Annotated in this window: 15 protein-coding genes and 1 riboswitch; of the genes, 3 read left to right on the forward strand and 12 right to left on the reverse strand. The window is 65.5% G+C overall.

What is annotated here, in order from left to right:
* The first annotated feature begins 25 nt into the window (after positions 1-25).
* Positions 26-397, forward strand: a complete 372-nt coding sequence (locus JO391_RS12205; protein ID WP_220660764.1) for a helix-turn-helix domain-containing protein — start codon at positions 26-28, stop codon at positions 395-397.
* Between the two features lie 190 nt (positions 398-587).
* Here JO391_RS12205 and JO391_RS12210 read toward each other — a convergent pair whose 3' ends face one another.
* The 4 genes from JO391_RS12210 to JO391_RS21525 are packed head-to-tail and all read right to left on the reverse strand — an operon-like array spanning position 588 to position 3,811.
* Complete coding sequence (locus JO391_RS12210) at positions 588-1,637, reverse strand: FecCD family ABC transporter permease (RefSeq protein WP_220660765.1); 1,050 nt, start codon at positions 1,635-1,637, stop codon at positions 588-590.
* A gap of 3 nt (positions 1,638-1,640) precedes the next feature.
* Positions 1,641-2,573, reverse strand: a complete 933-nt coding sequence (locus JO391_RS12215; protein WP_220660766.1) for an ABC transporter substrate-binding protein — start codon at positions 2,571-2,573, stop codon at positions 1,641-1,643.
* A 16-nt stretch (positions 2,574-2,589) separates the two neighbouring features.
* Positions 2,590-3,363: an ABC transporter ATP-binding protein gene (locus JO391_RS12220; RefSeq protein WP_259444682.1), complete on the reverse strand. Its 774-nt coding sequence runs from the start codon at positions 3,361-3,363 to the stop codon at positions 2,590-2,592.
* 25 nt (positions 3,364-3,388) lie between these two features.
* Positions 3,389-3,811, reverse strand: a complete 423-nt coding sequence (locus tag JO391_RS21525) for a DUF1636 family protein (protein WP_259444683.1) — start codon at positions 3,809-3,811, stop codon at positions 3,389-3,391.
* Positions 3,812-3,841: 30 nt separating this feature from the next.
* Positions 3,842-4,067: riboswitch (cobalamin riboswitch) on the reverse strand.
* 117 nt (positions 4,068-4,184) lie between these two features.
* Here JO391_RS21525 and JO391_RS12225 point away from each other — a divergent pair.
* Both JO391_RS12225 and JO391_RS12230 read left to right on the forward strand, forming a co-directional pair.
* Complete coding sequence (locus JO391_RS12225; protein WP_220660768.1) at positions 4,185-5,399, forward strand: GTP-binding protein; 1,215 nt, start codon at positions 4,185-4,187, stop codon at positions 5,397-5,399.
* Complete coding sequence (locus tag JO391_RS12230) at positions 5,396-6,043, forward strand: DUF1826 domain-containing protein (protein ID WP_220660769.1); 648 nt, start codon at positions 5,396-5,398, stop codon at positions 6,041-6,043. Before JO391_RS12225 ends, JO391_RS12230 begins: the two co-directional genes overlap by 4 nt.
* 91 nt (positions 6,044-6,134) lie before the next feature.
* On the opposite strand, the gene JO391_RS12235 is transcribed toward JO391_RS12230, so the two are convergent.
* From JO391_RS12235 to aztA, 8 genes are all read right to left on the reverse strand, one after another.
* A complete protein-coding gene (locus JO391_RS12235; protein WP_259444684.1) occupies positions 6,135-6,518 on the reverse strand; it encodes a VOC family protein in 384 nt (127 codons plus the stop codon).
* A gap of 530 nt (positions 6,519-7,048) precedes the next feature.
* Positions 7,049-7,321, reverse strand: coding sequence for a hypothetical protein (locus JO391_RS12240; protein WP_220660770.1), 273 nt, complete (start codon positions 7,319-7,321; stop codon positions 7,049-7,051).
* Complete coding sequence (locus tag JO391_RS12245; protein ID WP_220660771.1) at positions 7,321-8,346, reverse strand: WD40 repeat domain-containing protein; 1,026 nt, start codon at positions 8,344-8,346, stop codon at positions 7,321-7,323. The genes JO391_RS12240 and JO391_RS12245 overlap by 1 nt, the downstream gene beginning before the upstream one ends.
* On the reverse strand, positions 8,346-9,308 hold the full coding sequence (locus JO391_RS12250; RefSeq protein WP_220660772.1) for a CobW family GTP-binding protein: 963 nt from the start codon (positions 9,306-9,308) through the stop codon (positions 8,346-8,348). Before JO391_RS12250 ends, JO391_RS12245 begins: the two co-directional genes overlap by 1 nt.
* Before the next feature lie 12 nt (positions 9,309-9,320).
* Positions 9,321-10,076 carry a DUF4198 domain-containing protein gene (locus JO391_RS12255; protein ID WP_220660773.1) on the reverse strand — a complete coding sequence of 252 codons (756 nt, stop codon included), beginning with the start codon at positions 10,074-10,076 and terminating at the stop codon, positions 9,321-9,323.
* A 200-nt stretch (positions 10,077-10,276) separates the two neighbouring features.
* Positions 10,277-11,227 carry a metal ABC transporter substrate-binding protein gene (locus JO391_RS12260; protein ID WP_220660774.1) on the reverse strand — a complete coding sequence of 317 codons (951 nt, stop codon included), beginning with the start codon at positions 11,225-11,227 and terminating at the stop codon, positions 10,277-10,279.
* 12 nt (positions 11,228-11,239) lie between these two features.
* Entirely contained in the window at positions 11,240-12,103 is an 864-nt protein-coding gene (locus JO391_RS12265) for a metal ABC transporter permease (protein ID WP_220660775.1), read from the reverse strand.
* Positions 12,100-12,840 carry a zinc ABC transporter ATP-binding protein AztA gene (gene aztA / locus JO391_RS12270; protein WP_220660776.1) on the reverse strand — a complete coding sequence of 247 codons (741 nt, stop codon included), beginning with the start codon at positions 12,838-12,840 and terminating at the stop codon, positions 12,100-12,102. Before aztA ends, JO391_RS12265 begins: the two co-directional genes overlap by 4 nt.
* Positions 12,841-12,915 lie beyond the last annotated feature (75 nt).

Consider the following 12,915-nt stretch of genomic DNA (forward strand, 5'->3'; position numbering starts at 1 on the left):
GGGAAAACCGAACAGTACGTTCGGGATGGACATCTTTGCCAAGAACCTCAAAGCGCGTGCGGCCCAGCTTGGAATCTCGAATGCCGAGGCAGCGCGGCTGTGCGGCCTGGACGAGCGGCGATATGCCAACTACGCCAACGACCAGCGCGAACCGGACCTCGTTACGCTGGTCAAGATCGCCCGTGTCCTGAACATTTCCGCGGACGAGCTCTTGGGCATGGCCGATCCGAGACCGCAAACCGAGAGGACGCAGCTACTTGACCGCCTGAACGTGGCCGCCGCTGCGCTGACAGATCATGAGCTGCGAACCATCGTGACCCAGACTGAAGCGCTAGCCATCCCGCGACCAAAGAAGACAGGAAAGCAAGTGCCCACTTCAACAAGCGGATCGAATTAGTCGCGCCGCGGAGCCACCTCCGTCACGCTGCCACGTACTGAGCGACCAGAACGCGGTTGACGCGGATGCCGTCCCTGCGCGCTGTGCAGGTTCGCGCTAGTCGGCCGCGTGCGGTTGAAGCGCAACTACGGCCCACTGCGGACGGTCAGCCTAGGTGAGGTGGCAACGGCAATTGCCACAAAGCAGCCTTTCACCGCCGCTTCGCCATCATCCAGATGAAGAACACCCCGCCGATCAGGCCGGTGACGACGCCGATCGGCACGTCCTCGGGTGCCATGACGACACGGGCAGCGGCATCGGCCAAGATCAGGAAGACCGCCCCGGCGAAGGCCGAGGCTGGCAGCACCTGGGCATTGTCGCCGCCCACGACCAGCCGCACCAGATGCGGCATCATCAGGCCGACAAATCCGATCAGGCCGGAAAAGGCCACCATCACCCCGGTGACAAGGGCGGCGGCGACAAAGACGGTCAGGCGGAAGCGGCCGACCTCGACCCCGAGACTGGCGGCGGTCTCGTCGCCCAGGCTCATGGCGTTCAGCCGCCCGGCCTGCGCCCAAAGCCAGAGGCCGCAGGGGACGAGCACCGCCACCGGCCAGATCAGGTGGTTCCATTGCGCAAGGCCAAGCCCGCCCAGCATCCAGAACACGACGGTATGCGTGGCACGCGGATCGCCGAGGAAGATCAGGATGTTGGCGCAGGCCATGATGACAAAGCTGACTGCGACCCCCGCCAGAACCAGCCGGTCGGCGCTGCTGGCCCCGGCCAGTTGGGCCACGCCCAGCACCATGACGGTCGCGACGAGCGCCCCGCCAAAGGCCATCAGCGGCACGGTCAGAAGGCCAAGGAACAGTCCGGTGTGCATCAGCGCCGCAACCGCACCAAAGGCCCCGCCGGACGAGATGCCCAACAGATGCGGGTCCGCCAGCGGGTTGCGAGTCACCGATTGCAGCGCCGCCCCGACAAGGCCAAGCCCCGCCCCGACCAGCCCCGCCAGCACCACCCGGGGAAAGCGGATCTCCCAGACGATGTTGGCACGACCGGCGTTCCAGTCCGGGGTGACCACGCCCGGCAGGATGCGGTCCAGGGCGACGCCCCAGACCGTGCTCAAGGGAATGGCCACCGCCCCCACTGACACCGCAACGACGGCCGATATGAGCAGCACCGCGGCCGCCGCAAGGGCGATGCCGGTGCCGGTACCGATCTTGCGGGTTAGCGATGCGGGGGCGGCGGCGTCAACCATGGCCTATTGCCCCCAGAAGCCCGCGACCAGCTTTTCCACCGCCTTGATGTTGCGGGGGCCTGGCGTCGCCTCGACATATTCCAGAACGACGAAGCGGTCGTTCTTCACCGCGTCGATATTGGCGAAGGCCGGGTTCTCTTTCATGAAGGCAATCTTCTGCTCGGCCGTGACATCGCCGTAGTTCACGATGACCACGACCTCGGGGTTGCGCTCCACCACCGGTTCCCAGCCGATCTCGGCCCAGCTTTTTTCCAGGTCGGACATGATGTTGACCCCGCCCGCCGCTTCGATCAGCGCGGTCGGCATGGCATAGGCGCCGGCGGTGAAGGGCGCCTCTTCGCCGCTGTCATAGACGAAGACGCGCAAGGGAGCGCTACGGTCCACGCCCGACGTCACTTCCTCAAGCCGCGCCTTCCAGCCTGCGACCAGATCCTGCGCCTTGGCCTCGACCCCGAAGATGGTCCCCAGGTTCAGGATGTCGTTGTACATGTCATCCATGCTGGACCTGGCCTTCGGGCCGATGTGGATGCAGCTTTCGGTCAGCTCGTAGGTCTTGATGCCCAAGGGTTCCAGCGTCTCGGGCGTGACCTCGCCACCGACCTTCATGCCGTAGTTCCAGCCGGCGAAGAAGAAGTCCGGCTCGGCGCCGGCCAGCACTTCCTTGGTCGGATACTTGGCCGACAGTTCCGGCAGTTCGGCCACGCCCGCGCGCATTTCCTCGTCCAGCGTCTTCCAGCCGGAGATGCCGGTATAGCCAACCATCTGGTCGCGTAGGCCCAGGACCAGCATCATCTCGGTCAGGTTCACGTCGTTCGAGATGGCGCGGGTGGGGGCAGCGTCGAAAGTCACCTCGCGGGCGCAGCTTTTCACGGTGACAGGGTAGGCAAGCGCCGAGGAGGCAGACAGAAGGAAGGCGGCAAGCGAAAGACGGATCATCTTGGGGTCCTTTGGATCAGAGGTGGAAGGAAAAGCGCGGGGCATCGCCGGTGCGGTCGATGCGCGCACGCACGTTGAAGGCCTGGGCGAGCGTCGCCTCGGTCAGGGCCATTTCGGGTGGGCCGTCGGCCAGGATGCGGCCTTCACGCAGGATCAGCATGCGCTCGGCAAATTCGGCGGCCAGGGTCAGGTCATGCAAAGTGGCAATGACGGTCAGGCCAAGACCCTTCAGCAGCGCCAGAAGCTCCAGCTGGTGGCGGATATCCAGATGGTTCGTCGGCTCGTCCAGCACGATCACGCGCGGCTGTTGGGCCAGCGCACGGGCAACCATGACCCGTTGGCGTTCCCCGCCCGACAGCGTGCCGAAAGCGCGGCCGGCCATGCCGGCCAGGCCCATCCGCAAAAGGGCGGCCTCGATGATCGCGGCGTCCTCGCCTCCGGGCGTGGACAGACCCGCGCCCCAACCTCGCCGATGCGGAAGGCGGCCAAGCGCCACGATCTGCCGGGCGGTCAGCGCGAAATCGGTGGGTTGTTCCTGCAGCACGGCGGCAAGCTGGCGCGCAGCCTCGGGTGCGCCCATCAGCCAGATATCCTTGCCCATCAGCCGCACGGTGCCCCGGCGCGGCGCCTGGTGGCGATAGATCAGCCGCAGAAGCGAGGATTTCCCGGCCCCGTTCGCCCCGCAGATCGCCATGATCTGACCCTGTGGCACGGCAAAGCTGATGTCGGCAAGGATGTCGGGCCGCCCTTTCGGGCCCCAGGCGACGCCGGAAAGCTCAACCGCGTTCACTGGATCGCCCCTTCGCGAGTGACGATCATCGCCGCGGGAATCCGCGCCAGCGTGTTGTCGCAAAGCCGCGGGGGCAATCACGTCCAGACATCCAGCCGTCCTCCAACGCTGCGTAAAGGCGCGAGAACTCGACCAGATCGTCAATCGGCTGGGCCGGGTCGATGTCGCCGAAGAGCCAGGTCGCCTTGGCATTGGCCCGCCAGCCGACGACACAGGGCCCGCCGTGTTCGGGCACGCAGCCTGCAAGACAGGCGGTGCCCGACACCTCGAATTCGTCACCAAGGCCCGCCGCCGCGATGGCCGCTCGCAGCTTCTTCAGAAGGGCAAAGCCCGGCGCGCAACTGCTGCTCTTGTGCTTGCAGGCCTTGCAGACCAGAATCTGATGCGGCGCGGATTGCGCCACGGAATAGGCAGGTGCGCTCACCGGCCGCCGCGGTTGATCGTCCATCGAAGTCTCCTTCCGGGGCACCCCGCCCGGTGGTTGCTGACGTCGATGGCAGGTCTCCTGACTCACGGGTCTGGGCTTGCCCCACCTTCCCAGCCTTCGTGTCCAAACACGTATGGCCAGTGGCATCGGGGGTCGCTCGCCGCTTACAGTTGCGGGGGCAGTCACGGATTTGGCGGCTGATGCCTACACCACACCGTATTCCCTTTTCACCCGGCCGCGCGTGGTTTGGCCGGGAACCATCAGTCGCGAACATGCAGTCGTCGACAGGCCGGATCAAGTCCTGTTCCGACCGGACAAAACCGCCGAACGACATTGCACCCTCTTTTGATTCGCGCTAGATCAAAGGTTATAGTATAACATAACAGAACGAACCATGCCCTCCAGCCAGCAAGATCCCCGCCTTCCCGTCACCGTCCTGTCCGGCTTTCTCGGGGCCGGGAAGACAACCCTATTGAACCACGTGTTGAACAACCGCGACGGACGCCGGGTCGCCGTGATCGTCAACGACATGTCCGAGGTGAACATCGACGCCGACCTGGTGCGCGAAGGGGCAGAGCTGAGCCGGTCTGAAGAAAAACTGGTCGAAATGACCAACGGCTGCATTTGCTGCACTCTGCGCGACGACCTTCTGACCGAGGTGCGGCGGCTGGCCTCCGAAGGTCGCTTTGACTACCTCCTGATTGAAAGCACAGGGATCGCCGAGCCTTTACCGGTAGCGGCGACCTTCGACTTCCGTGACGAAAGGGGTGTCAGTCTCTCCGATGTTGCGCGACTTGATACGATGGTGACGGTCGTGGATGCGGTGAACCTGCTCAAAGACTTCTCCAGCCACGATTTCCTGGCCGACCGGGGCGAAAGCCTTGGTGATCAGGACAACCGCAGCCTCGTGAACCTGCTGACCGAGCAGATGGAATTCGCCGATGTCATCGTGCTGAACAAGGTCGCGGACGCCACGCCTGCGCAGGTCGATGCCGCCCGCAAGATCGTTCGCGCCCTGAACCCCGACGCGCGCGTGATCGAGACCAGCCATTCCCGCGTGAATCCGGACGACATCTTCGACACCGGGCTCTTCGACTTTGACGAGGCGCATACCCACCCGATGTGGGCCAAGGAGCTGTACGGTTTTGCCAATCACACGCCGGAAACCGAGGAGTATGGCATTTCCTCTTTCGTCTACTACGCCCGCGAGCCCTTCCACCCGGCGAAGATCCATGCCGTCCTGAACGGCCCGCTGCCGGGTGTGATCCGCGCAAAGGGGCATTTCTGGATCGCCACCAGGCCCGACTGGGTGGCCGAGTTCAGCCTGGCGGGTGCGATGTCCTCGGTCACGCCCCTGGGGCGCTGGTGGGCCAGCGTTCCGGCCGAGCGGCTGCCCAAGCACCCCGACGCGCAAGCCGAAATTGCCTCGAAATGGGCCGAACCCTGGGGCGATCGGCGGCAAGAGATCGTGTTCATCGGGGCGGGCTTGGATCGTGAGGCGATCTGCGCCGCGCTGAATGGGGCTTTGATGACAAGTTGCGACTTCACCCCGCAAGCTTGGCGCAACCTGCCTGACCCCTTCCCGCAATGGGGTGCGAAAGCCGCATGATCCGGGTGGTCCGCAAACCGCTTCCGCGTGCCGTCTGGGTGGCCGCCTCGGACAAGGCAGAGGGCCTTGGGCGCATTCACGATCCGGGTATTGCGGCGGCGATCTGGCGCAGATCGCGCGACCCGGGTCTTGCTGCCTGGGTCGATAGCCTCTCGCCCGAGCGCCTGCCGTGTCTGCGTCAGGCGATGTCCGTGACAGATGTCGCGGCGGCAGTTCATGCCGCTTGCGACCGGCTGGGCCTTGCGCCGTCCCCGGAGCGGGGCCTGCTTGCCACCGATGCCGCGGCGCTGGCCCTTCGGTTCGGCACGATCATGGCCACGCCCAGGGTGCAGGTCCGGCTGGACGTGATCCGGAACAATGCCTGCCACAGGTTTCACTGCGACCGGGTGGTGGCGCGGCTCTTGTGCAGCTATCGTGGCCATGGCACCGAGTTCGGCCCGGCCACCGGGCAGGCAGAGGTCACGCAGGTGCAGACTCTGGCCGCCGGCGATGCCGCGATCTTTCGCGGCACGCTCTGGCCGGGCGAGGAATGCGGCCTCCTCCACCGCTCGCCGCCCATCGCGGGAACAGGTGAGACGCGGCTGCTTATGGTGATCGACCTGCCCGAGGATGAGGACGACTGCGACTGCGGTTTGCCGCATTAGCCGTTTCGGCCAGCGGATTGCCCCCAAGGCAGGAGGCCCCGTGCCGCAGGCATCTTTCCGCCACGGGCAGATGGGGCGGCGATTGGAATGCCTATTCTGGCTGGTAATGAAGGAAGGCGCAGGCCAGCTTGTTGCCATCTGGGTCCCGCACATAGGCCACATAGAATGTCGGTTCGTAATGGGGCCGTGTTCCGGGTTTCCCTTCATCACTGCCGCCATGCGCAAGAGCGGCGGCGTGGAAGTCGTTCACTTCTTTTGCCGTTTTGGCAAAGAGCGTGACCATCGTGCCGTTACCTGCGGTGGGTCGCTTGCCATCATACGGGGGGCACAGCCAAAGGCTGGACCCCTCGCCGTAAGCGTCGCCCCATCCCGCCCAGCCATCAGGCCAGTCCGGCGCGCGGTCAAGGCCAAGGCTTGAAAACACGGCGTCATAAAAGCGGATCGCCCTTGCGAGATCGCTGGTGCCGAAGGTCATGTCTAGGATCATTTTGTCTTCCTTTTCTTCTGCATGTCGAGACAAGGATCAGTCCTCAGAGTGGGCTCCGGGCAGTTCCCGGACCATTCCTGCAGACAACGCACCGCTCAGATCTTTGCCGGATCGGCAAAGTCTCCGGGACGAATGCCTGGGCGTATCCTGATGGGACCAAGGACTTGGTATCCATCCCAGCACCCTTGCGTCTTGAGCGGCCACAAGGTTCAGATGCATCTGCACCGGGAGTGCGCGCAAGATCGCGATGATCCGATCAGCCACAGCCGGTGGACCGGCATCGATCAGAATGCGCGTTTGTGCGGGTTGCGACACGACGCGCAACAGGTGCAGGCGGGGGTGCCGTTCAGGCAGGCAGCAGGTGCAGCCGGGGCCTATCAGCCAGTCAAGTGGGCTGTAGAGCTGTTCTGCAACCTCGGCGAAAATGACCGAAGGCCGCCGCGAGGAACGTGCGAGCGTGGCGAGGCACGCAAGACGGTCGGCGGCGCGGTCGCCTTCCACAAGATGGACGAAAAAGGTCACGGGCCGGGGACGCTTGAACGCAGGGATTGCACCTGCGCCTCCGTCACCTCAGCAACCGCTGTTGGAAAGCGCAAGACAAATCGGCGGCGGTCGGCGAGGGTGACGGTGACCACGGTTTCCAGATCGGGGCAGCCGGGTTCGTGGCAGGCGAGTTCGGCCAACGCGATGTGGTCCTTGTCGCCCAGGCTCATAAGGTCGGCGACCCAGCCCTTCAGCCGGGAAACCGCCTCGGCATCCGGGCGCGGGCGGCGGGAGAAAAGGCCCAGCATCAGCCCGCCCCCAAGGGTGCCCAGAGGACGCCGCCTTGGTCATCTGCGGCCAGCAGCCAACCCGTCAGCGGCGTTACGGCAAGAGCCAAGATCGGCGCTCCGGTCGGGCGCTTGACGGCGCGCGGCTCGGCGATCTGGTCGATCTCGGAGAAGATCACTGCGCCCGACGAATAGCCTGCCAACACGGCCTCATGCCCCGGCAGGGCGCAGACGGCGGTGACGTAGCCCCGCCCGCCCCAGGCCAGTTGCATCGGGCCGCGCCCCATCGGCCCCTGCGCCCCGTCAAAGGGCCAGAGGATCGCCTCATCCGCGCCGGTTGTGGCCAGCCAGGGCAGTTTGCCGGCCCAGGCCCAGCCCTTCACCTTGGTCGGATAGCCCGACATGCGCAGGTCGGCCTTGTCGCGCAGCCGCCAGCCGTGCAGCGCGTTCTCCTGCATCCGGGTCATCACGAAACGGTCGTCGGGGCTGAAGGTGACGGCCGTGTGGCTGCCCGCCCACTTGAGGCTGGCGGGTTTCCACCCGCACCTTTCCCGCGCCCAAATCGTGACTCCGCCGTAATGTGCCACGGCCAGCCGCCCGCCCTTGCGGTCGAAGGCGAGGCCGCCGACGGTCGAGGGGGCTTCCAGCACCTCGCGCCGGGTGCCATCCCAAAGATGCACCTCGCGGCCCGCCGAGCAGGCAAAGACCCCACCCACGCCGGCCGCCACATGGTCCACCCATTTGGGAAAGGCCGCGATCTCGGTCACCCCCTCCGGCGTGATACGGCAGAACCGGCCGTCATCGCCCCCGGTCAGGATCATTCCCGAGGACTCCGCCACCATCGACAGCACCGCGCCCTCGTGGACCGGCAGTGCTTCGGGGTCCGCGCCAGGGCGGAAGGCGCGGATCACGCCATCCCCCCAGGCGGTGAACGCGGTGTCGCCGACCGTCACCACCGCCACAGGAACGGCGCCGAAGTCGAACCTGCGCCCGCCCTTTTCGATGCGGGTGGGCGCTAGGGGATCATGCCGTTCCAGCACCGGCATCAGGCGGCCTTGCAGGCGGCAAAGCCCTCGGCCAGCCCCATCTTGTCCAGATCGCGCCCGATGAACACCAGCTTCGACGCCCGCGGCTTGCCCTTGGGCCAGGGACCAAGCGGCGCGCCGTCGGTCAGCATGTGGACGGCATGGACGACGAACCGCTCGTCCTGACCCTTGAAGTCGAGGATGCCCTTGGACCGCAGGATATCCTGCCCCCGCTCGCGCAGAAGCTTACCGAACCAGGCCTGGAACTTGCGTTGATCGAGGGGAGTGTCCGAGGCCAGCGAGACCGAGGTGATGTCCTCCTCATGTTCGTGCGTATGGTCTTCGTCCAGGAAATCCGGCTCGATCTCCAGCACGCGTTCCAGACTGAAGGCATCAAGGCCCAGCACCTGATCCAGCGCCACGCTGCACTTCTCGGTCTTCACGATCTTCGCATAGGGGTTGATCGCCTTGATCCGCGCCTCGGCGGTGGCAAGACCGGCGGCATCGACCAGATCGACCTTGTTCAGAAGGATGATGTCGGCAAAGGCGATCTGTTCGGCTGCCTCATGCGCCTCGTCCAGATGGGTGGACAGGTTCACCGCATCGACCACCGTCACGATGGCATCAAGCCGCGTCTTCTCGGCCACGTCCTGATCGACATAAAAGGTCTGTGCGACAGGCGCCGGGTCGGCCATGCCCGTCGTCTCGATCAGGATGCCGTCGAAGTCCTTGCGCTTCATCAGCCCGCCCAGAATGCGGATCAGATCGCCCCGTACGGTGCAGCAGATGCAGCCGTTGTTCATCTCGAAGATCTCTTCGTCGGCGTCGATGACCAGTTCATTGTCGATCCCGGTCTCGCCGAACTCGTTGATGATGACAGCGTATTTCTTGCCATGCGGCTCGGTCAGGATGCGGTTGAGAAGGGTGGTCTTGCCCGCGCCCAGAAAGCCGGTGAGCACGGTAACGGGGGTTTGGGCGTTCATGCGTCTTCTCCTCTATTCGACATGCGGAAGGGCGAAAGACAGGGTCGAGAACAGGAACAGCTCGTCGGTGTCCGGGTCATCGGTGACCTTGGTCGAATGTTCGACGCCCACGACGTTCAGACCGGCGCTGGTGACCTTGAGTGTGATCATGCCCTTGTCGTCGGTCACCGCCGGCGTCATGCCGTTCGGCAGGTTGATGTAGTCGTTGATGAGAGCAACGCCCGGCAGCGGTTCGCCATTCAGCAGCACCTGCACGACATATTCATCACCATAGGCCAAGGCGGCGGGGTTGGACTGGGGCACGATCTCCAGCGCGGCACCCCATGGCGCAAGCGGGCCTTCGAAGGGTCCGGCGAGGTGGGTGTTGTATTTCAGCGGATGGTGCGCCTCGGTCCCGTCGGGCACCTGGCGCTTGCCGACGTTCTGCCAGTTGCCGGTCGAATCCTTGATCCAGAAGCCGTTGTCGAAGGTGGTGGCCACCACAGCGGCGCCTTCGGGAATGTCGATCGTCGCGTTGGACTCGTGCGGGGTGATCGTCACGGCAAGCTTCTCGCCGCTTGTGGTCAGGCCGACGGACTGGGTGACCTTTGCCGGGTCATAGGCCCCATCCTCGCTGCCATGCCCATAGACGATGGTCGGCTGATCGATGCGTTGCGCGACCCAGATGCCGTGCGCGGCTGCTAGGGTAGGAATGCAGGCCAGCGCGGACACTGTGGCGATGCGGGCGGCGAAAGCGGCGAAGTGGAAGCGTTGGGCGACGGTTTGCATGGGTTTTCCTCTGAAATGGCGTTGAGTGTTCAGGTTGATCTGTGGCGTAAAGGTTCAGTCCTTTGGCACCGGAAGGCTGTTATCGGATACGGTCAGCGAAAGATCCGCCTCCGTCCTGGACGCGCAGCGCCATTTCGGAAACCCCTGACCGGCCATGACAGGGGCCGCAAAGCTGCCCCCGACGATGGCGACATCCAGCGTCACTGCCCGAGGGCCGCCGTCAGCTGGCCGATGTTGTAGCGCATCATGGTCAGATAGGTCCCGGCGGGGCCTTCAGGACCCGACAGCGCGTCGGAATAGAGCGTGCCGCCAACCTTGGCCCCCGTCTCGGCAGCGATCTGGTCCAGAAGCCGGGGGTCCGAGATGTTCTCCATGAAGACCGCCGGGATCTTCTCATCGCGGATCTGGGTGATCAGCGCGGCCACATCCGCCGCCGAGGCTTCGGACTCCGTCGAAATCCCCTGCGGCGCCTTGAAGGTCATCCCATAGGCGTCGCCGAAATAGCCGAAGGCGTCGTGCGAGGTGACGATGGTGCGGCGATCCTCCGGCAGCGCGGCGATGGCGGCCTTGATCTCGGCATCCACCGCCTGCAGCTCTGCCATATAGGCGGCGGCGTTGGCTTTGTAGGTCTCGGCCCCTTCCGGATCAGCGGCGGTCAGACCGCGTTCGATGTTGCCGACGTAAATCTCGACGTTCGCCACGCTTTGCCAGGCGTGCGGGTCCTGGCCGCCGTGGTCGTGATCGTGGCCGGCCTCTTCCTCGGCGTGGTCGTGGTCCTCGCCTTCCGCATGGTCATGCCCTTCTTCCTCAAAGGCGCGGGGCGTCACGCCTTCCGAGGCGGTGATGATAGTGGCCTTGGTGCCCGAGGCTTCGACCAGTCGGTCCATCCAGCCTTCGAACCCAAGGCCATTGGCGACGATCACATCCGCGCCCGCGACGGCCTGGGCATCGGCAGGTGCGGGCTGGAACACATGGGCGTCGCCATCCGGGCCGACGAGCGTTGTCACCTCCACCCGATCGCCGCCGACATTCTGCACGATGTCGCCGAGGATCGAGAAGGTGGCGATCACGTTCAGCTTGTCCTGCGCAAACGCGGGTGCTGCGAAGGCGATGGCGGCGGCAGAGGCGAGGAGGAGACGGCGGGTCAGCATGGGGATAACCTTTCAGGCTTCAAGATGGGCGCGCGGCCAGAAACGGGCGGCAAGGCTGCCCGCGGGGCCGAACACGAGGGAGAGGAGGTAGAGGGTTCCGGCGGAGAGGATGATCGCGGGGCCAGAGGGCAGCCCTGCGTGGTATGACGCCAGGAGCCCCGCGACAGAGGAGACCGCCGCAACCAATGCGGCCACTGCCAGCATCCCGCCGATGGAGGTTGCCCAGAACCGGGCGGTGGCGGCGGGCAGGATCATGATCCCCACCGCCATCAGCGTGCCAAGCGCCTGAAACCCCGCGACGAGGTTCAGCACCACAAGGCCCAGGAACAGGAAATGCACCGGCCCGCTCCATAGGCTCACCGACCGCAAGAACCGCGGATCAGCGCATTCCAGAACCAGCGGGCGATAAACCAGCGCCAGAGAAACGAGTGTCACCGTGGTGATCGCGCAGAGCAGCCTCAGCGCGGCATCGTCGAGTGCCAGCACCGTGCCGAAAAGGACGTGCATCAGGTCCACGTTCGAGCCCTTGAGCGAGACGAGTAGCACGCCCAGGGCCAGCGAGATCAGGTAGAAGGCGGCCAGCGAGGCATCCTCGCGCAGCGACGTGAAGCGCGCGACAGCCCCGGTCAGCACCGCGACGACCAGACCGGCGGCCACCCCACCGATCGTCATCGCCCCGAGGTTCAGCCCGGCCACCAGATAGCCCACCGCCGCGCCGGGCAGGATCGCATGGGCCATGGCATCGCCCGTCAGGCTCATCCGCCGCAACAGCAGGAACACCCCCACCGGTGTCGCCCCCAGCGAGATCGCCAGACACCCCAGAAGCGCGCGCTGCATGAAGGCGAAGTCGGCGAAGGGCTCGATCAGCCAGCTCATGCCGCCCCCCGCTCAGCGGGCCGGACGCAGACGTTTGCGTCGTCGTCGAAGGCCTCGGACATCTGCCGCGCGCGGAACAGGTTCTCGGCGGTCAGGACGGTGTCCGTCGGCCCATGCGCCACCTTTTCGCGTGCCAGCAGCAGAGTTTCGGGGAAATGACGGCGCACGGCCTCGATATCGTGCAGCACCGCCAGAACCGTCCGGCCCTCGCCATGCCAGCGCTGCACGACTGCCAGAAGATCGGCGGCGGTCTTGGCGTCGAGCGCTGTGAAGGGTTCGTCCAGAAGGATCAGGTCCGCGTCCTGCAGCAACAGCCGTGCGAACATCACCCGCTGCACCTGCCCGCCCGACAGGGCCGAGATCGGGCGGCGCTCAAATCCGGTCAGGCCGACGGCGGCCAGCGCCTCACCCACCCGGGCAAGATCGGCGCGCGACAGCCCGCCAAAGGCCCCCGTGCGATGCCAAAGCCCCATGGCGACGAAAGCCTGTACCGACAGGGGAAAACTGCGGTCCACTTCGGAGAGTTGCGGCAGATAGGCCACGCGCGCCGCCCCGCGCTCGATCTTGCCCTCGAGCGGCGGCAACTCGCCCATTACGCCTTTCAGAAGGGTGGACTTGCCCGCGCCGTTCGGTCCGACAATCGCGGTCAGGCTGCCCCCCGCCAGTTCAAGGTCAAGGTGATGCACCGCGGGATGGCGGTCATAGCCAAGGGTCAGGTCGCGCACACGCAAGGCCATGGCTCAGCCCGCCACCAGCCAAAGGCCCAGCCACAGAAGCCCTGAGAGGCCAAGGGCAAGCGCCAGCCGAGCCAC

The sequence above is a fragment of the Neotabrizicola shimadae genome (assembly GCF_019623905.1).
Classification (GTDB): Bacteria; Pseudomonadota; Alphaproteobacteria; order Rhodobacterales; family Rhodobacteraceae; genus Neotabrizicola; species Neotabrizicola shimadae.